Source organism: Microbacterium flavescens, assembly GCF_018588945.1.
GTDB classification, from domain to species: Bacteria; Actinomycetota; Actinomycetes; order Actinomycetales; family Microbacteriaceae; genus Microbacterium; species Microbacterium flavescens.
The window spans coordinates 1-18,061 of the sequence record NZ_JAFIWA010000007.1; the positions used below are offsets into that span (position 1 = coordinate 1).

Below are 18,061 nucleotides of genomic sequence, written 5' to 3' on the forward strand. Positions count from 1 at the left end.
GCCGCCCGCAACGGGCGGCGGACCCCCTCCCCCTCTTTCACACACGCACACACCGAAAGACGCATCATGAACACACTGACCGACATCGAATTCCGGCCGCTTATCGTGCCGGAGTCCATCGATGCACCCGACGCCGCCGACTTCCTCGAGATGGTGCGGGTGCGCAACCTCGTCTACAGCGAGATCTCCGGTCATGGCGACCACAGCATCCCGGCCGACGAACTGCTCCCCCATTTCAAGCCGAACGAGTACGAGCGGCGCCTGATGTGGGTGATCGTCGACGACGGCGCGGTCATCGGCCGCGCGGCGTGCGACCTTCCACTCGAGAACGACTCGAAGGTCGCGTTCTGGCTCATCGAGCTGGTCCGCGCCTCGTGGGGTCGCGGCATCGGCTCCGCCGCCTACGAGCTGATCGAGCGCGTGGCGCGTGAGAACGGCCGCAACGTGCTGCAGGCCTGGGCGGAGCATCCCGCCGCCGACGGTCCGCGTCTCGCGCCGCCGACCGGATTCGGCGAGATCCCCGAGGATCACGCCGCCCGGTTCTTCCAGCGGCACGGGTACACGCTCGAGCAGGTCGAGCGCAACAGCGCGTTCGACCTGACGGCTCCGTTCGACACCGTCGAGCGGCTGCTGGCCGAGGCCCAGGCGGCGGCGTCCGGGTATCGCGTCGTGCAGTGGTTCGCGCCGACCCCGCCCGAGTTCGTCGACGGCTACGCGTGGATGAAGTCCCGCATGGTCACCGACGCGCCGTCCGCCGGCCTGGAGTTCGATGAGGAGAAGTGGGATGCCGCGCGCATCGCCGAGCACGACTCGAAGTACACCGACTCTGGCCGCACCATCCAGGTGACCGCGGCGCAGCACATCGACACCGGCGAGCTCTGCGCGTTCAACGAGCTCGTCGTCGGCAAGGACCGCACGGAGGCCAGCCACCAGGAGGACACCCTCGTCCTCAAGGAGCACCGCGGGCACAAGCTGGGCACCCTCGTGAAGTGCGCGGGTCTGCTGTCGTGGCGCGACATCGCACCCGACTCGCCGCGGGTGATCACGTACAACGCAGAGGAGAACCGTCCCATGCTCGACATCAACGAGGCGATCGGCTTCGCCCCGATCGCGTACGAAGGCGCATGGAAGAAGGTGCTGTCATGACCGGGATCGCACAGGCTCCGGCCATCACCGTCCGGCCGGTCGTCGTTCCGGCCGGCCTGGATGCTCCGGACGCCGGCACTTTCCTCGAGATGGTTCGCATCGCCAACGCGGTGTGCCTGCACGACGCCGGCCACGACTACCTGCACGAGGAGCCCGAGGAGATGCTCGGCTTCATGCAGGACCAGTCGGACTGGACGCAGCCGGCCTTCGCCGCCGAGCGCGACGGCGTGGTCCTCGGTGTCGTGAAGCTGATGATCTCGAACGAGCCCGATGCTCAGACCGTCGAGTTCGATCTCATGATCGACCCGCCGATGTGGGGTCAGGGCGCCGAGGAGCTGCTGCTCGCCGAGGTCGAGCGCGAGGCGCGCGACCGCGGCCTGGCGACGATCCAGACGTGGACGCTGCACCGCCCCGGCACGCCCGGGCCGACGCTGGAGCCGCCGACGGGCTGGGGCAGCATCCCCGCTGAGGATCGCCAGACGGTCTTCCAGCTGTCCCATGGGTTCAGCCTCGAGCAGGTGGAGCGCAACAGCGTCTTCGATCTGACCGGCGAGTTCGGGCTCGTCGAACGCATGCTCGCCGAGGCTCAGGAGGTCGCGGGCGCCGACTACCGTGTGGTGAGCTGGACGGCTCCGACGCCGCCCGAGTTCCGGGACGGGTTCGCGTACGTCCTGTCGCGGATGTCGACCGACGCGCCGAGCGGCGGGATGGTCGTGGACGAGCAGCACTGGGACGCCGCGCGCGTCGAGCGCCGCGACGCCCGCCAGCGGGCGCAGGGGCTCACCGTCTCCGTCGCCGCGGTGCAGCACATCCCGACCGGCACCCTCGCGGCGTACAACGAGCTCGTCATCTCGGAAGACCGCTCCGGTGCCACGCAGCAGTACGGAACCCTCGTGCTCACCGAGCACCGAGGTCGGCGCCTGGGCACGGTCGTCAAGTGCGCGAACCTCCTGCGCTGGCGCGACGTCGTCCCGGAGTCGCCGCGGGTCTCGACGTTCAACGCCGAGGAGAACCGGCACATGCTCGACATCAACGAGGCGATCGGCTTCGTCCCGGCCTCCTACGCGGGAGCCTGGAAGAAGACGCTCGCCCTGTGACGGCCGTGGGTGAGGGCGCGGTGCGCCGCGTCCTCACCGGCCGCCGGGCCGCGGCATCCGCTGGCAATGCGGGCAGAAGTGGCTCGAGCGATTGGTGAACGAGACACGCACAATCGGGCGCCCGCAGCGTGGGCACGGCTCGCCCGTGCGTCCGTAGGCGTTGAGCGAGTGGGCGAAGTAGCCCGCCTGACCGTTGACGTTGACGTACTGCGCGTCGAAGCTCGTGCCGCCCTCGGCCAGGGCTTTGTCGAGCACGTGCCGCACCTCCGCGAGGAGGCGGTTCACGGCGCGGGTCGAGAGGTCTCCGGCGCGTGTCTCGGGATGGATCCGAGCCGCCCACAGCGACTCATCGGCGTAGATGTTGCCGACGCCGCTGACGACGGTCTGGTCCAGCAGGACCCGCTTGATCGCCGAGTCCTTCCGCGCGAGAGCCCGGCGGAAGCCGGTGTCGGAGAACGCCGGATCGAGCGGGTCGCGGGCGATGTGCGCGACCTGACGGGGGACGGATGCCTCGGCCGCGCCGAGTCCGCCGGGCGCGGCGTCGGGCGTGGGGATGAGCTCGTCGATGGCCAGCGATCCGAAGGTGCGCTGATCGGCGAAGACGACGGAGATCTCACCGTGAGTCGGGTGGGCGAGATCGATGCGCACGCGCTCGTGCCGCTCGGGTGCGGCCCCCGGCGGGCGCAGCAGAAGCTGGCCGCTCATGCCGAGGTGACCGACCACCGCCTCGGCGGGATCGCCGCCGCGCTCCTCCAGCGGCAGCCAGAGGAACTTGCCGCGGCGAGCCGCCGACCGGATGGTGCGCCCCGTCAGGGCCGACTCGAACTCGGCGGCGCTTCCGGCGTGCCGCGTCAGCGCGCGCTCATCGAGAACCGACACGCCGAGCACGGTGGCGCCGGTGACCGCGGGCGCGAGGCCGGCGCGGACGACCTCGACCTCGGGCAGTTCAGGCACGCCCGCTGAGCTCCTGCCAGGCGCGCAGCGCCGCGGACATCTCGGCCTGCTTCTTGCTGGTGCCGACGCCCTCGGCGGAGACGTCGCCGACCACCACGGTCGCCATGAACTGGCGGTCGTGATCGGGTCCGGTCGACGACACCGAATACGCGGGAGGCTGCACGCCGCTGCGCGCCGCGAGCTCCTGCAGGCTCGTCTTCGGATCCATCGCGGCGCCGTACCGATCGGGGTCGCTCAGGAGCGGTTCGACGAGGCGGAGGACGAGCGCCGTGGCCGCGTCTGCACCCGCGGAGAGGTACGTCGCGCCGATGATCGCCTCGGTCGTGTCGGCGAGGATCGAGTCCTTGTCGCGGCCGCCGGTCATGTCTTCCCCGCGACCGAGCTTGACGTGGGCTCCGAGGCCGATGGTGCGGGCGATCTCGGCGAGGGCCACAGTCGAGACCACACTGGCACGGCGCTTGGCGAGGGCGCCTTCTTCGAGCTCGGGGTGCCCGGTGAACAGGCGCACCGTCACGGCTTGGCCAAGCACGGAGTCGCCGAGGAACTCGAGGCGCTCGTTGTGCGGGACCTGGCCGTTCTCGTAGGCCCATGACCGGTGGGTGAGCGCGAGCGACAGAAGCTCGGGGTCGATATCGACCCCGAGCTTCTGCATGAGCTCGGTGAGCGCGAGGCGCTCATCCATGACGTCGGTCATGTCGCCGTGGTGGCGATCAGACGTCGGCGACCTTGCGGCCCTTGTACTCGAGGAACAGCTCGGTGCCCTGCGAGTCGGTGACGACCTTCGCCTGGTGCGGGCGGCTGTAGACCGTCTTGCCGTTCTCGACCGTGGTGGTCAGCGTGATGGGCGCCGCCTTCCACTGGGCGCGACGCGAGCGGGTGTTCGAGCGGGAGACCTTCCGCTTCGGGGGGTTACCTGCCATGGCTAGCTCTCTTCTGTGTTCTCGACGCGGAGGCGCGGTGCTTCTTCGTCGTGGTCTGTGGTGTAGTCCTGGAGCGCGGCCCAGCGAGGATCGAGGGGCTCGCGCTGCTCTGCGCCGGTGCTGTCGGTCAGTCGCTCACCCGTGGCCGGATCGAGGCCGGGGCAATCCGGCTGACACACCGGCTGAAACGGAAGCGACAGGACGATCGCATCCCTGACCAGAGTTTCAAGATCCACGTGGTCGTCTTGAACCTCGAAGTCAGTTGCTTCCTCACCAGGATACGCGAAAAGCTCCTGAAACTCGACTTCGAGCGGCTCGGCGATGTCGGTGAGGCAGCGTCCGCACACCCCCGCGTACTCCGTCGCGGCGCTTCCCGAGACGAGGATGCCCTCGTGCACGGACTCCAGCCGGACCTCGAGGTCGAGCGGCACGCCGGCGTCGACCGAGACCAGACCCTCGCCCCACTTCTCGGGCGCGGGGACCTCGAAGTCGTGCTCCCGCATCTCGCCGGGACGGCGGACGATGTCTCTCACGCGGATCACGAACGGACCCGTCACATGCTGTCTGGCCACGATCAACCATCGTAGCGGGGTGGTCCTGGGCGAGGGCCGGGAGCGATCAGACGTCGCGCGCGCCGGTGTCGAGGAAGCGGGCCACGGCCGGCGGGACGAACGGCGACACATCCCCTCCGAGCGAGGCCACCTGCCGCACGAGCGAGCTCGACACGAGAGCGTGTGCCGGATCGGGCAGCAGGAAGACCGTCTCGACGTGCGCGAGGTGCCGGTTCACGATCGCCATCGGCGTCTCGTACGCGACGTCGACCTGGGACCGGATGCCCTTCACCAGGACCCCGGCATCGACATCCGTCGCATAGTCGACCAGGAGTCCCATGCTCCACGATGCGACGACGACGTCGCCGTCGATGTCGCTCTCGGCGATGGACTGCTCGAGCAAAGCCAGGCGCTGCGCGATCGGCAGCATCGCCTCCTTGCCGGGATTGTGCACGACGAGCACGTGGAGCTGGTCGTAGAGGGAGGCGGCGCGTCGGATGACGTCGAGGTGACCGAGGGTCGGCGGGTCGAAAGACCCGGGGACGACGGCGATCCGGCTGTTCATGGGGCCAGCCTATTCAATTCTTCGCGAGGGCCGCTCGCTCCTCCATGCCCACGCGGCGCTCGAGCGCGGCAGCCAGGCCGGGGTGACGGGTGAGCGCGGGGTCGTCCGCGAGCACCGCCTCGGCGGCGACTCTGGCCTCGGCGATGATGTCGGCATCCTTCACGACGCGCAGCAGTCGCAGCGACGAGCGCGCGCCGGACTGCGCGTCGCCGAGCACATCGCCCTCGCCGCGCAGCTCGAGGTCGACCTCCGCGAGCTCGAATCCGTCGAGCGTCGCCGCGACCGCGTCGACGCGCTCACGCGCAGGCGATCCGGCGCCCGCCTCGGTCACCAGCAGACACAGCCCCGGCACGCCTCCGCGGCCGACACGGCCGCGCAGCTGATGCAGCTGCGACACCCCGAAGCGGTCGGCCTCGAGGATCGCCATGGTGGACGCGTTCGGCACGTCGACCCCGACCTCGACGACGGTCGTCGCGACGAGCACGTCCACCTCGCCGCGGGCGAACGCCTGCATGACCGCGTCCTTATCTTCGGACGGCATCTTGCCGTGGAGCATCTCGACGCGAATGGCGGAGAATGCCGGATGCCGCGACAGCAGGTCCGCGACCTGCACGACGCCCCACCGGGTGCGGGCACCGCCGGCGTCGTCGGGCACCGGTTCATCGGCGGTGTCGTCCTTGGTGAGCTTCTCGGCGTCGATCGCCGCGCAGACGACGAACGCCTGGCGTCCTTGCGCGACCTCCTCGGCGATCCGGTCCCACACGCGCCCGAACCACGCGGGCTTCTCGGCGAGCGGCGCCACGAAGGTCTGGATGCCGGCGCGCCCCGCCGGCATGGTGCGGATGGTCGACACATCGAGGTCACCGAACACCGTCATCGCCACCGTCCTGGGGATCGGGGTCGCGGTGAGCACGAGCGCATGCGGCGACGAGCCTTTGGCGCGGAGGGACTCGCGCTGCTCGACGCCGAAGCGATGCTGCTCGTCGACCACGACGAGACCGAGGTCGGCGAACGTGGTCGTCTCGCTCAGCAGCGCGTGGGTGCCGACAACGATGCGCGCCTGCCCTGAGGCGACCCGCAGCGCGGCCTTGCGACGTTCGGCGGCCGGCATCTGGCCGGTCAGGAGCGTCGGCATGAGCTCGGGGGCGAGCTGCGGCCCGAGCATGCGGGCGATCGACCGCAGGTGCTGCCCCGCGAGCACCTCGGTGGGCGCGATGAGCGCCGACTGACCGCCGCTCTGGGCGACCTGCAGCATCGCGCGCAGGGCGACGAGCGTCTTGCCCGAGCCCACTTCGCCCTGCACCAGCCGGTTCATCGGCCAGTCGCCCTGCAGATCGCGCTCGATCTGCTCGCCGACGCCGATCTGGTCGGGCGTGCGGGGAAAGGGCAGCGCCTCGTCGAAGCGCTCGAGCAGCGCGCCCGGCGCGCGGCGGGTGGCAGACAGGGCCCGGACGAACGCCCGCTGCTGGAGAAGCGCCGCCTGCAGCACGAAGGCCTCGTGCATGCGCAGCGTGCTGCGCGCAGGTTCGATCTGGTCCTCGAAGTCGGGACGGTGGATGCGCTCGACGGCCTCGCGGGCGCCGAGCAGGCCACGCCGCGCACGAAGGTCGTCGGGAAGCGGGTCGGGCACGGGTCCGAGACCATCGAGCACGAGGGCGATGATCTTCGTCAGCTGCCAGCTGGCGATCGTGCTCGTCGCCGGATAGATGGGGATCGGCAGGTTCGCGTTCGCCTCGGCGGTGAGCCGCGCCGTCGCCTCGTCGTCGAACAGCTCGTAGTCGGGGTGCGCCAGCTGCTGGGTGCCGCGGTACTCCCCCACTTTGCCGGCGAAGATGCCGCGTCGACCGGGCTGCAGATCCTTGACGCGCCACGACTGGTTGAAGAAGGTCAGGGAGAGGTCGCCGCGGCCGTCGCTGATGACGACCTCGAGGATCGAGCCCTTGCGGTTCTGCATCCGGCGCTCGTTCGCGCGTCGCACCTCGGCCACGATCGTCACCGGCTCGCCCACCGGCAGCGACGAGATGGGGGTCAGCTCGCCCCGCTTGGCGTAGCGCCGCGGGTAGTGCGAGAGCAGGTCGCCGACCGTGCGCATGCCGAAGGCGCGCTCGAGCGCCGACGCGGTCTTTCCCCCGACGGCGCCGTCGAGGCGGGACTCGAGGGAGAACGACGGCATGCGACGAGTCTAGATTCGACCGGCGACGCGCGCGGCTGCGGTCGCCTGTCGGCGCAACCTCAGCCCCGTGGCATACGGTGGCGGGATGCTCCGACGACTCCTTTCCCGCGCCTACTGGGCCTGCAGCCGTTGGACGCTCTCATCGCAGCCCGCCCCCGACCGCCCCACGGTGCTCCTCGGCGTTCCGCACACGTCGAACTGGGACTTCGTGCTGATGCTCGCCATCGCGTGGCGGCTCGGAATCCACGTCCGGTGGCTGGGCAAGTCGAGTCTCTTCGGCGGCTGGCGGGGTCCTGTGATGCGCCGGCTGGGCGGCATCCCGGTCGACCGGTCCGACCCGTCCCGCGTCGTCGGCGACGTCGTCGCCCGCATCCGCGGCGGCGAGACCTTCGGCCTCGTGGTCACCCCCGAGGGCACACGAGGAGCCGGCGACTACTGGAAATCGGGCTTCTACCGCATCGCACGCGAGGCTGGCCTCGGGGTCACGCTCGGCTACGTCGACCGCACGACCATGACCACCGGGCTCGGGCCGACGATCGACCTCACCGGCGACGTCCGCGCCGACATGGACGTGATCCGCGCGTTCTACGCGGACAAGTCCGGTCTGCGCCCCGAGCGTCGCACCGAGCCGCGCCTCCGCGAAGAGGACGCCCCGCCCGCCGACGCCTGACCTGCGCGGCTATCGTGGGCGTGTGACGCGCATCATCGCCGGCAGAGCCGGCTCCCTCACCCTCGAGGTCCCCGACGCCGGCACCCGCCCGACCAGCGACCGCGTGCGCGAGTCCCTCTTCGGAGCGCTCGAGTCGGCCGATGCGCTTCGCGGCGCGGCGGTGCTCGACCTCTATGCCGGTTCAGGTGCGCTCGCGCTGGAGGCGATCAGCCGGGGGGCCGCGAGCGCCGACCTCGTGGAGAAGTCGCCGCGCGCAGCGACAGTGGTCCAGCGCAACGTCGCGCGCGTCGCCAAGTCGGTGGGGCGGGATGCCGCGATGAACGTCCACCGGTCGTCGGCGATCGCGTACCTGCAGACGGCGCGCGGCCCGTTCGACCTCGTGTTCATCGATCCGCCCTATGACCTCGCCGAGCACGAGCTGACGCACGCGCTGGAGCTTCTCGTTCCCCTGCTCTCACCGCACGCGGTCGTGGTCGTCGAGCGCGCGAAGCGATCCCCCGAGCCCACGCTCCCCGCAGGGCTCATCGCCGATCGCATGAAGCGCTACGGCGACACGGCGCTGTGGTGGTCCCGCCCGGCGGAACCGTCGGCCGACTGACCTCAGCCCCGCCCGGCGTCCCAGTCGCGGTACGGGTCCCACCCGGTCCGGCCGTCGTGCGGGCGGCCGTCGACGGTCACGGCTTCCGCGCCGCTCGCACGCACCTCTCCGATCACGCGGAACCCCTCCGGCAGGGGCGCATCCGGCGGGAACGTCGCGAGCAGGCCGTGGTCCTCGCCCCCGGAGAGTGCCGCGCCGGGGTCGGCTCCGAGCGCCGCCGACTCGATCGCGAGGCAGACACCGGATGCCGCAGCCATCCGGGATGCGTCGAGGACGAGGCCGTCCGACACGTCCATCATCGCCGTCGCGCCGGCGGCCGCCGCGATCGCCCCGAGCGCCACCGGCGGGCTGGGGCGCAGCTGGACCTCGAGGTCGGCGCGCTCCTGGTCGGCGAGGCGACCGAAATCGATGGGGATCGGTGAGCCCGAGGCATCCGTGAATCGCTCGAACAGGATGCCGAGCCCTCGCGCGGCCCGGCCGAGTGTGCCGGCGACCGCCACGACGTCACCCGCACGCGCGCCCGACCGCAGCACGGGGGCGCGTCCGTCCAGCGAGCCGAGCGCCGTCACGGCGATGGTCAGCGTGTCGGACACCGTCAGGTCGCCGCCCTCGACGGCGCACCCGGGCGCGAGGGCATCGCACGCCGCGCGGAGCCCGTCTGCGAGACCCTCGACGAAGGACAGCCGGGTGTCTTCCGGCATGGCGAGGGCGACCAGCAGCGCGGTCGGCCGCGCGCCCATCGCCGCGACGTCGGCGAGGTTCACCGCCGCCGCCTTCCAGCCGAGGTCGAACGCGCCCGACCAGGCCAGGCGGAAGTCGGGTCCGTGCACCAGGGTGTCGACGGTCGCGACCACACGGGCGTCGGGGGCTGCGATCAGGGCGGCGTCGTCTCCCGGACCGACCAGCGCACCCGACTTCGGGAGCCGCGCCAGGATGCCGCGGAGGATCGTGCCCTCGCTCACGTCGCCCACGCGCGGATCGGAGGCAGTCATCCTCCCAAGGTAGCCTGGAGAGGTGACCCGAGCGCGCCGATCCCTCGCCTCCGTGCTCGTCCTGGCCGCCGCGGTCGCCCTCGCCGGCTGCGCCGCGAACGTGTCGATGCAGCCCGCCGACGGATCGAACGACCCTGCATGCGCCGACGTCTCGGTCGCGCTGCGCGGCACCCTCGCCGGACAGGAGCGCCGCTGGACCGACGCGCAGGCCACGGCGGCCTGGGGCGACCCCGCCGCCGTCCTCTTCACGTGCGGTCTCGAGCCGCTCGGACCCACGACGCTCCCCTGCCAGACGATCAACGGCGTCGACTGGGTCATCGACGAGGCCGACGCCCCGCAGTACCGTGTCACGTCGTTCGGCCGCGTCCCCGCGGTCGAGGTCTACCTCGACAACGACGTCGTCGCCAGCGCCGAGGTGCTCGACGCGCTGTCGCTCGTCGTGTCGCGTCTCCCCGCGGACGGGTCGACGTGCGTCGCCCGCGGCGACGCCGGCGAGTAGCCGCAGCCGGCTAGGCCGCGCGCTCGAGCGCGGTGTCGATGAGCTCCGAGATCAGCTCGGGGTAGGTGACGCCCGACGCGATCCAGCACTTGGGGAACATCGAGATGGGCGTGAATCCCGGCATCGTGTTCAGCTCGTTGACGTAGAGCCCGTCGGCGGTCAGGAAGAAGTCGACGCGGGCGAGTCCCTGTCCGCCCACCGCCTCGAACGCCCGTACGCCGAGCTCCTGGATGGCCGTGATCTCGTCGGCGGTGAGATCGGCCGGGCACACGACCTCGGCACCGTCACCGCCCAGGTACTTGCCCTCGAAGTCGTAGAACTCGCGGGTCGTCAGGACGATCTCTCCGGGAAGCGATGCCCGGGCGGGTGCTCCGCCACGGCCCTCGAGGATCGCGACCTCCACCTCGCGCCCGACGATCGCCGTCTCGATGAGCACCTTGTCGTCCTCGGCGAACGCCAGCTCGAGCGCTACCTCGAGCTCGGAAGGGTCGTGCACCTTCGAGACCCCGACGCTCGAGCCCGCGCGCGCAGGCTTGACGAAGGTCGGTTCGCCCAGGGCCGCGGCATCCGCTCGCACACCCTCGGGGTCGAGCTCCCAGCGCCGGCGCGTGACCGTGATCGATGGCGACACCGGCACGCCCGCCGCGGCGAGGACGATCTTCATGAAGTGCTTGTCCATGCACAGCGCCGAGTCGAGGACGCCGCCGCCGGCGTACGGGATGCCGAGCGTGTCGAAGAAGCCCTGCACCGTGCCGTCCTCCCCGTGGAGTCCGTGCAGGATCGGCAGGACGACGTCGATCGCGCCGACCTCGTCGATCGAGCCGTCGGCTCGCCGCACCCGCAGCATGCGGTCGCCGCCGCCCTCGGGCCACAGCACGCGCGTGCCGTTGTCGACAACCTCCGGCAGCCGCTCGGCGTCGAGCCCGAACTTGGTGGGGTCGTCGTCCTCGAGCACGAACACGCCGTCGCGGGTGATGCCGACCGGGATCACCCGGTAGCGGTCACGGTCGATCGCCCGCAGCACCCCGCCCGCCGTTGCGGAACTGATCGAGTGCTCGCTGGATCGACCGCCAAAGAGCACCGCCACCGCCGGCATGTCCATTCTGCGTCCTCTCGCCCTGGGGGGTGTCGTCGTCTGTCGTCAGATGCGGCGCGATGTCGCGCGGGTTCATGGTTCCGTCGAGGACCATCTTGACCTGCTCGACGATCGGCATCTCGACGCCGACCTCTCGGGCGAGCTGGAGGATGGGCGCCACGGAGGCGAGTCCCTCGGCCGTCTGATTCATCTGCTTGACGACGTCGTCGAAGCGGTAGCCCTGGCCGAGGAGGCGGCCGGCGGTGTTGTTGCGGCTGAGGGGAGACTGGCACGTCGCGATGAGGTCGCCGAGACCGGCGAGGCCCTGCAGCGTCTCGGGATGCGCGCCGAAAGCGACCGCGAAGTCGGTCATCTCGACGAGACCGCGCGTGATGATCGACGCCTTCGTGTTCTCGCCGTAGCCGACGCCGTCGACGATGCCGATCGCGACCGCGATGAGGTTCTTCAGGACGCCGCCGAACTCGGTTCCGATGACATCGGTGTTCACGAACGTGCGGAAGTAGCCGTTGCGCGCTCGGCGGGCGACGGCGTCGGCCGTCTCCTGACTCGTCGACGAGATGACCGCCGCCGTCGGCTGCTCCCGGGCGATCTCGAGCGCCAGGTTCGGTCCGGACGCCACGGCGATGCGGGCGGGGTCGCAGTGGAGCTCCTGCTCGATCACCTGGCTCATGCGCAGCCCGGTCCGGCGCTCGACGCCCTTCATGAGCGACACGATCGGCACCTCGCTGCGCGACACGAGGGGGCGCACCGCCTTGAGGTTCTGGCGGACCGCCTGGCTCGGAATCGAGAGGTACACCTGCTCGGCGCCGTCGAGCGCCTCGGAGAGGTGGTGGGTGGCCGACATGGAGCGCGGCAGGTTGATGCCCGGCAGGTACTCGCTGTTGCGCTTGGCCTCCTGGATCTCGCTCGCGAGCTCCGGGCGCCGCGCCCACATGGTGACGTTCGCGCCGCCGTCGGCGAGGATCTTGCCGAACGTCGTGCCCCAGCTGCCGGCTCCGATCACCGCGACGCGCGGGCGGGAGGCATCCTGTCTACGGCTCAAGGCGACCCGTCTCCTTCTGCCCGTGATCCGCGGGATTCCAGCGCGCCGCGGGGGCGGGCTCGCCGCGCAGCTGCGCGAGGAGGTCGGCGACGGCGGCCATCACCCGGTCGGTCGCGGCCGCCAGGTTCACCGGCTGCCCCGCGACCTGAAATGCGGACAGGTCGACCGGATCGCCGATGAGCACGCGCACACGGCGCCGGAGGGGCCACAGCTTCAGCTTGCCGTATCGCGGCATGACCTGCTGGACGCCCCAGTGAGCCATCGGGATCACGGGGATGTCGTCGGCCAGCGCGAGCCGCACGGCCCCCGTCTTCCCGCGCATCGGCCACAGGCCGGGCTCACGGGTGAGGGTCCCCTCCGGGTACACGATCACACCGCGCCCGAGCCGGACCAGCGTCTCGGAGGTCTCGAGCGTCTGCCGAGCGGATGCCGCGGACGACGAGCGCGCGACCGGGACCATGCCGGTGCTGCGCAGGATCCATCCGAGCACCGGAACACGGAAGAGGCTCTCCTTCGCCATGAAGCGAGGGGCGCGCCCGGCCTTCCAGACGGCCAGCGCCACGGCCAGCGGATCGGCCTCCGAGTAGTGGTTCGGCGCGAGGACGTACGCGCCTTCGCGCGGGAGCTTCTCGGCGCCGTGGATCTCGAGCTTGAACAGCAGCGCGATGAGCGGGGCCGCGATCGCTGCGAGCGGCCAGAAGGCGCTCGGGCGCGTCTTCTCCCGAGACGCCGGCGGCATCGGTGACGAGGGTGCCATCGCGCTATCCGATGACGTCGAAGTCGGCGCCGAGCGTCTCGAGCTTGGTCAGGAACTTCTCGTAGCCCCGTCGGATGATCCCGACGTTGCGCACGACGGACTCGCCCTCGGCGGCCAGCGCGGCGATCACGTAGCTGTAGCCGCCGCGGAGGTCGGGAACCACGACGTCGGCGCCGTGCAGCGGGGTCGGCCCGCTGATGACGGCGGCCTGCTCCAGCTCCCGACGGGGCACCCGCCGGTCGCCCGCGTCGATGCCGTGCGGGTGGACGACGATGTCGGCGCCCATCTGCACGAGGGCCTGGGTGAAGCCGAGGCGGTTCTCGTACACGGTCTCGTGGACCGTGGACGTACCCTCGGCCTGCGTGAGCGCCACGATGAGCGGCTGCTGCCAGTCGGTCATGAACCCGGGGTGGACGTCGGTCTCGACGACGACGGGCTTGAGCGCTCCCCCGCGACGGAACTGGATCCCGTCCTCATGCACGTCGAACCACCCGCCCGCCTTGCGGAACACGTTGAGGAACGTGAGCATCTCCTGCTGCTTGGCACCGCCGACGAAGATGTCGCCGTCGGTGGCCAGCGCCGCGCACGCCCAGGACGCCGCCTCGTTCCGGTCGAAGATCGCTCGGTGGTCGTAGCCGCGCAGCTCGTCGACGCCCTCGATGAGGATGACGCGGTTGGGCTCGTACGAGATGATCGCGCCCATCTTCTGCAGGACGGCGATGAGATCCATGATCTCGGGCTCGATGGCCGCGTTGCGGAGCTCGGTCGTGCCCTTGGCCTTCACGGCCGTCAGCAGCACCTGCTCCGTGGCGCCGACGCTCGGGTACGGCAGCTCGATGTTCGCTCCGTGCAGCCCGTCGGGCGCCGTGATCCGGATGCCCTCGTAGCTCTTGTCGACGACCGCGCCGAACGCGCGCAGCGCATCCATGTGGAAGTTGATCGGGCGGTCTCCGATGCGGCAGCCGCCGAGGTCGGGGATGAGCGCCTCGCCCAGCAGGTGCAGCAGGGGTCCGCAGAACAGGATCGGGATGCGGGATGCCCCGGCATGCGCGTCGATCGCCTCGAAGTGCGCCGACTCGGCCCCGCTGGGGTCGAAGTGGAGGGTGCCGTCCTCTTCGCCGTCCCAGACGCGCACGCCGTGGACCTCGAGCAGGGAGCGGACCACCTGGACGTCGCTGATGTCGGGAACGTCGCGCAGCACGCTGTTCGTGCCCCCGAGAAGAGCCGCCACCATCGCCTTGGTGACGAGGTTCTTCGCGCCCTTCACCTCGACGCGCCCGGTCAGCGGTCGCCCCCCTCGGATCGCGAGGACCTCGCCGGCGGGTTCTTCGCCCGCGGGCGTGCTGGGCGTAACGCTGAGAGCGGACTTCATCCGGTGGACCTCACTTGTGTCTCTGGAGGGTGGGCAGATCACGCGCCCTCGTGGGGTGCGTGCCCTGGCTCACGGAACGGGGAGCGTCCGTGGCCGCCATGCCTCGCGGCGAGCCTCGAACTGCGCGATCTTGTCTTCGTTGCGCAGCGTGAGCCCGATGTCGTCGAGCCCTTCGAGAAGCCGCCACCTAGTGTAATCGTCGATGTCGAAAGCGACCTGGTGATCGCCGATCGTCGCGCGTCGCGCCTCGAGATCGACGGTCATCTCGATGCCCGGGTCGGCCTCGATGATGCGCCAGATCGGCTCGAGCTCGTCCTCGTCGATCACGCCGGCGACGAGTCCCTGCTTGCCGGCGTTGCCGCGGAAGATGTCGGCGAACCTCGGGCTCAGCACCACGTGGAAGCCGAAGTCCCGCAGGGCCCACACCGCGTGCTCGCGGCTGGAGCCGGTGCCGAAATCGGGACCGGCGACGAGCACGCTTGCGCCCTGGTACGCCGGCTGGTTGAGCACGAACTCCGGGTCCTGCCGCCAACTGGCGAACAGCGCGTCCTCGAAGCCCGTCTTGGTGACGCGCTTGAGGTAGACGGCCGGGATGATCTGATCGGTGTCGACGGCCGAACGCCGCAGCGGAGCGGCGATGCCGGTGTGGGTGATGAACTTCTCCATGTCAGGCCTCCGCTCCTGCCGCGACCGCGGAGTCCGCCGCGATCGGCTCCAGGTCGCTCGGGCTCGAGAGCGTGCCGCGCACGGCGGTGGCGGCGGCCACCAGCGGCGACACCAGGTGAGTGCGCCCCCCCTTGCCCTGCCGGCCCTCGAAGTTGCGGTTGCTCGTCGACGCGCAGCGCTCCCCCGGCGCGAGCTGATCGGGGTTCATGCCGAGGCACATCGAGCAGCCGGCGAAGCGCCACTCGGCGCCGAAGTCGGTGAAGACCTTGTCGAGCCCCTCGGCCTCGGCCTCGAGCCGGACGCGTGCCGAACCCGGCACGACCATGACGCGGACGCCGTCGGCCTTGGTGCGACCGCGGACGACGGAGGCGAACGCGCGGAGGTCCTCGATGCGGCTGTTCGTGCAGGAGCCCATGAAGACGGCGTCGACCGGCACATCCCTCATCGGGGTGCCGGGCTCGAGAGCCATGTACGCCAGCGCGCGCTCCGCGGCGGCGCGGTCGTTGGGGTCCGTGATGTCGGCCGGGCTCGGCACGACATCGGACAGCGACACGCCCTGGCCGGGGTTGGTGCCCCACGTGACGAAGGGCTCGAGTTCGGCGGCGTCGAGGTACACCTCGGCGTCGTAGACCGCGCCCTCGTCGCTGGGCAGCGTGCGCCAGTAGGCGACCGCGTCGTCCCAGTCCTCACCCCGCGGGGCGTGCGGCCGGCCCTTGACGTAGTCGAAGGTGATCTCGTCAGGCGCGATCATGCCGGCGCGTGCGCCGGCCTCGATCGACATGTTGCACATCGTCATGCGCCCCTCCATGGAGAGGGAGCGGATCGCGCTGCCGCGGAATTCGAGCACGTAGCCCTGCCCGCCGTTGGCGCCGATCTTGGCGATGATGGCGAGGATCACGTCCTTCGCCGTCACGCCGGGCTTCAGCTCGCCCTCGACGGTGATCGCCATCGTCTTGAACGGCTTCAGCGGGAGCGTCTGCGTCGCCATGACGTGCTCGACCTCGCTGGTGCCGATGCCGAAGGCCATCGCGCCGAAGGCGCCGTGGGTGCTGGTGTGGCTGTCGCCGCAGACCACGGTGATGCCCGGCATCGTCAGGCCCAGCTGGGGTCCGACGACGTGGACGATGCCCTGCTCCTTGTCGCCGAGCGAGTGCAGCCGGACGCCGAACTCCTCGGCGTTGCGCCGCAGCGTCTCGATCTGGGTGCGGCTCGTCAGGTCGGCGATGGGCTTGTCGATGTCGAGCGTCGGGGTGTTGTGATCCTCGGTCGCAATGGTCAGGTCGAGGCGCCGCACCGGGCGCCCCTCGGCACGGAGGCCGTCGAAGGCCTGCGGGCTGGTGACCTCGTGCACGAGATGGAGGTCGATGTAGATCAGGTCGGGCTGGCCGTCCTCGCCTTTGACGACGAGATGGTCGTCCCAGACCTTCTCGGCCAGGGTGCGAGGACGATCGGGGATGCCGGATGCGTCGGAAATGCTCATGCTCTGTTCTCCTCGGAGGGGACTGTGTCCGCTAAGGGGGCCCGCGACGAACTCCGCGACGAGGGAGGCCTGGAACTAGGACTCGTCGCGGCCGCTAAGGAGAAGGCGAGCGATCCGCACGGGGCCCAGGCTACCACCCGCTCGAACCCCGACGCGCCGCGCACGACGTCGTGTGACGCGTGCGCGGCGGCCGTGAGGATCAGTGCTGGTCGCCCCGGTGGTGCTCGACGGTCGGCGGCGTGCCCTTCTCATCCGCGACGACGGCGGCCGCGGCATCCGCGCTTCCCGCCTTCTTCTCGCGGGAGGAGGCGACCAGGCTCGCGACCGTCGCGACCGTCATCGCGACGACGATCACGCCGAGCGACATCCACGTCGAGATCTCGGGCGCCCACTCGATGTGCTCGCCGTTGTTGATGAAGGGCAGCTCGTTCACGTGCATGGCGTGGAACACGAGCTTCACGCCGATGAAGGCCAGGATGAAGGCGATGCCGTAGTGGAGGTACCGCAGGCGGTCGAGCAGGTCGCCCAGCAGGAAGTACAGCTGGCGCAGGCCCATGAGCGCGAAGATGTTGGCGGTGAACACGATGAAGGGGCTCGTCGTGATGCCGAAGATCGCGGGGATGGAGTCGATCGCGAACAGCAGGTCGGTGACGCCGATCGCGGCGAACACGATGATCATCGGCGTGAACATCTTCTTGCCGTCGACGACGGTGCGGATCTTCGCGCCGTCGTAGTGATCGGTGATGTCGATCGCGCGCCGCAGCAGGCGGACGACGAAGTTCTCCTGCTTCACGTCGTCGTCGTGGTCGCCGCCGGGGAAGGCCTGACGCCACGCCGTCCACACGAGGAAGGCTCCGAAGAGGTAGAACACCCAGCTGAACTGCTCGATGATCGCAGCGCCCGCGAGGATGAACAGGCCGCGCAGGACCAGGGCGATGATGATGCCCACCATCAGCACTTCCTGCTGGTAGCGCCGCGGCACCGCGAACTGGCTCATGATCAGCACGAAGACGAACAGATTGTCGATCGAGAGGCTGTACTCGGTGAGCCAGCCGGCGACGAACTGACCGGCGTACTCGGCTCCGGCGAACACCCACATCAGCGCGGCGAAGATGAGCGCGAGGGTGACGTAGAAGACCACCCACAGTGTCGACTCCCGCGTCGACGGGATGTGCGGCCGCTTCAGGATGAGCAGCAGGTCCGCGAGGAGGATGAGGGTCAGGATCACGAGCGATCCGATTTCGAACCACAGCGGGAGTTCGAGGTCCATTGAGGGCCTTTCAAGGGAGAGGACGGAGGGTCGGCGGAACGCCGAGAGTCTCTCCCCGTGACCCTGACGGTCACGGCGCGCATCCGGGGTCGCACTCTCGGGACCCGTGATGACGGACGCGCGCTGTCGGGATACTCCCTCTCGCCCGATCAGGATACAGGCTCGGGATGCCGCGCCCGCCGTCTGCGAGACGATGGATCTCCCGGCGACACT

General features: G+C 70.4%; 19 protein-coding genes. 5 read left to right on the forward strand and 14 right to left on the reverse strand.

Annotated elements, in window-relative coordinates:
• Positions 1-66 precede the first annotated feature (66 nt).
• The gene (locus JX005_RS13575) at positions 67-1,146 is read left to right on the forward strand and encodes a GNAT family N-acetyltransferase (RefSeq protein WP_214468090.1); all 1,080 of its coding nucleotides are present in this window, start codon (positions 67-69) and stop codon (positions 1,144-1,146) included.
• Positions 1,143-2,243: a GNAT family N-acetyltransferase gene (locus tag JX005_RS13580; RefSeq protein WP_214468091.1), complete on the forward strand. Its 1,101-nt coding sequence runs from the start codon at positions 1,143-1,145 to the stop codon at positions 2,241-2,243. Before JX005_RS13575 ends, JX005_RS13580 begins: the two co-directional genes overlap by 4 nt.
• Positions 2,244-2,276: 33 nt before the next feature.
• Here the strand turns inward: JX005_RS13580 and mutM are convergent, their stop codons facing one another.
• The 6 genes from mutM to JX005_RS13610 all read right to left on the reverse strand — a co-directional run bounded on the left by mutM (position 2,277) and on the right by JX005_RS13610 (position 7,406).
• On the reverse strand, positions 2,277-3,197 hold the full coding sequence (mutM, locus tag JX005_RS13585; RefSeq protein ID WP_214468092.1) for a bifunctional DNA-formamidopyrimidine glycosylase/DNA-(apurinic or apyrimidinic site) lyase: 921 nt from the start codon (positions 3,195-3,197) through the stop codon (positions 2,277-2,279).
• Entirely contained in the window at positions 3,190-3,891 is a 702-nt protein-coding gene (gene rnc / locus JX005_RS13590; RefSeq protein WP_214468093.1) for a ribonuclease III, read from the reverse strand. The genes mutM and rnc overlap by 8 nt, the downstream gene beginning before the upstream one ends.
• A gap of 16 nt (positions 3,892-3,907) precedes the next feature.
• On the reverse strand, positions 3,908-4,117 hold the full coding sequence (rpmF, locus tag JX005_RS13595) for a 50S ribosomal protein L32 (protein ID WP_055965500.1): 210 nt from the start codon (positions 4,115-4,117) through the stop codon (positions 3,908-3,910).
• 2 nt (positions 4,118-4,119) lie between these two features.
• Positions 4,120-4,674 (reverse strand): YceD family protein, encoded by a 555-nt coding sequence (locus tag JX005_RS13600; protein ID WP_307858603.1) that lies wholly within the window; start codon positions 4,672-4,674, stop codon positions 4,120-4,122.
• A 61-nt stretch (positions 4,675-4,735) separates the two neighbouring features.
• Positions 4,736-5,233, reverse strand: coding sequence for a pantetheine-phosphate adenylyltransferase (gene coaD, locus JX005_RS13605; protein WP_214468094.1), 498 nt, complete (start codon positions 5,231-5,233; stop codon positions 4,736-4,738).
• A gap of 13 nt (positions 5,234-5,246) precedes the next feature.
• Complete coding sequence (locus JX005_RS13610; RefSeq protein ID WP_214468095.1) at positions 5,247-7,406, reverse strand: ATP-dependent DNA helicase RecG; 2,160 nt, start codon at positions 7,404-7,406, stop codon at positions 5,247-5,249.
• Between the two features lie 85 nt (positions 7,407-7,491).
• On the opposite strand from JX005_RS13610, the gene JX005_RS13615 reads away from it, so the two are divergent.
• Together JX005_RS13615 and rsmD are read left to right on the forward strand one after the other, a co-directional pair.
• On the forward strand, positions 7,492-8,076 hold the full coding sequence (locus tag JX005_RS13615; protein WP_214468096.1) for a 1-acyl-sn-glycerol-3-phosphate acyltransferase: 585 nt from the start codon (positions 7,492-7,494) through the stop codon (positions 8,074-8,076).
• Between the two features lie 22 nt (positions 8,077-8,098).
• Positions 8,099-8,674: a 16S rRNA (guanine(966)-N(2))-methyltransferase RsmD gene (rsmD, locus tag JX005_RS13620; protein WP_214468097.1), complete on the forward strand. Its 576-nt coding sequence runs from the start codon at positions 8,099-8,101 to the stop codon at positions 8,672-8,674.
• Between the two features lie 2 nt (positions 8,675-8,676).
• Here the strand turns inward: rsmD and thiL are convergent, their stop codons facing one another.
• On the reverse strand, positions 8,677-9,666 hold the full coding sequence (gene thiL / locus JX005_RS13625) for a thiamine-phosphate kinase (protein WP_214468098.1): 990 nt from the start codon (positions 9,664-9,666) through the stop codon (positions 8,677-8,679).
• 22 nt (positions 9,667-9,688) lie between these two features.
• Between thiL and JX005_RS13630 the strand changes: the two genes are divergently transcribed.
• Positions 9,689-10,165: a DUF3515 family protein gene (locus JX005_RS13630; protein WP_214468099.1), complete on the forward strand. Its 477-nt coding sequence runs from the start codon at positions 9,689-9,691 to the stop codon at positions 10,163-10,165.
• Positions 10,166-10,175: 10 nt separating this feature from the next.
• Here the strand turns inward: JX005_RS13630 and JX005_RS13635 are convergent, their stop codons facing one another.
• From JX005_RS13635 to JX005_RS13665, 7 genes are all read right to left on the reverse strand, one after another.
• Positions 10,176-11,267, reverse strand: a complete 1,092-nt coding sequence (locus tag JX005_RS13635; protein ID WP_372447346.1) for a D-alanine--D-alanine ligase family protein — start codon at positions 11,265-11,267, stop codon at positions 10,176-10,178.
• The gene (locus JX005_RS13640; protein WP_214468101.1) at positions 11,167-12,303 is read right to left on the reverse strand and encodes an NAD(P)H-dependent glycerol-3-phosphate dehydrogenase; all 1,137 of its coding nucleotides are present in this window, start codon (positions 12,301-12,303) and stop codon (positions 11,167-11,169) included. Before JX005_RS13640 ends, JX005_RS13635 begins: the two co-directional genes overlap by 101 nt.
• Positions 12,293-13,060 carry a lysophospholipid acyltransferase family protein gene (locus JX005_RS13645; RefSeq protein ID WP_214468102.1) on the reverse strand — a complete coding sequence of 256 codons (768 nt, stop codon included), beginning with the start codon at positions 13,058-13,060 and terminating at the stop codon, positions 12,293-12,295. The genes JX005_RS13640 and JX005_RS13645 overlap by 11 nt, the downstream gene beginning before the upstream one ends.
• A gap of 4 nt (positions 13,061-13,064) precedes the next feature.
• Positions 13,065-14,432, reverse strand: coding sequence for a UDP-N-acetylglucosamine 1-carboxyvinyltransferase (murA, locus tag JX005_RS13650; RefSeq protein WP_214468103.1), 1,368 nt, complete (start codon positions 14,430-14,432; stop codon positions 13,065-13,067).
• A 69-nt stretch (positions 14,433-14,501) separates the two neighbouring features.
• The gene (leuD, locus tag JX005_RS13655) at positions 14,502-15,098 is read right to left on the reverse strand and encodes a 3-isopropylmalate dehydratase small subunit (protein WP_214468104.1); all 597 of its coding nucleotides are present in this window, start codon (positions 15,096-15,098) and stop codon (positions 14,502-14,504) included.
• A gap of 1 nt (position 15,099) precedes the next feature.
• Positions 15,100-16,578, reverse strand: a complete 1,479-nt coding sequence (leuC, locus tag JX005_RS13660; RefSeq protein WP_214468105.1) for a 3-isopropylmalate dehydratase large subunit — start codon at positions 16,576-16,578, stop codon at positions 15,100-15,102.
• A gap of 199 nt (positions 16,579-16,777) precedes the next feature.
• Positions 16,778-17,848 carry a TerC family protein gene (locus JX005_RS13665; protein ID WP_214468106.1) on the reverse strand — a complete coding sequence of 357 codons (1,071 nt, stop codon included), beginning with the start codon at positions 17,846-17,848 and terminating at the stop codon, positions 16,778-16,780.
• Between the last annotated feature and the right edge of the window lie 213 nt (positions 17,849-18,061).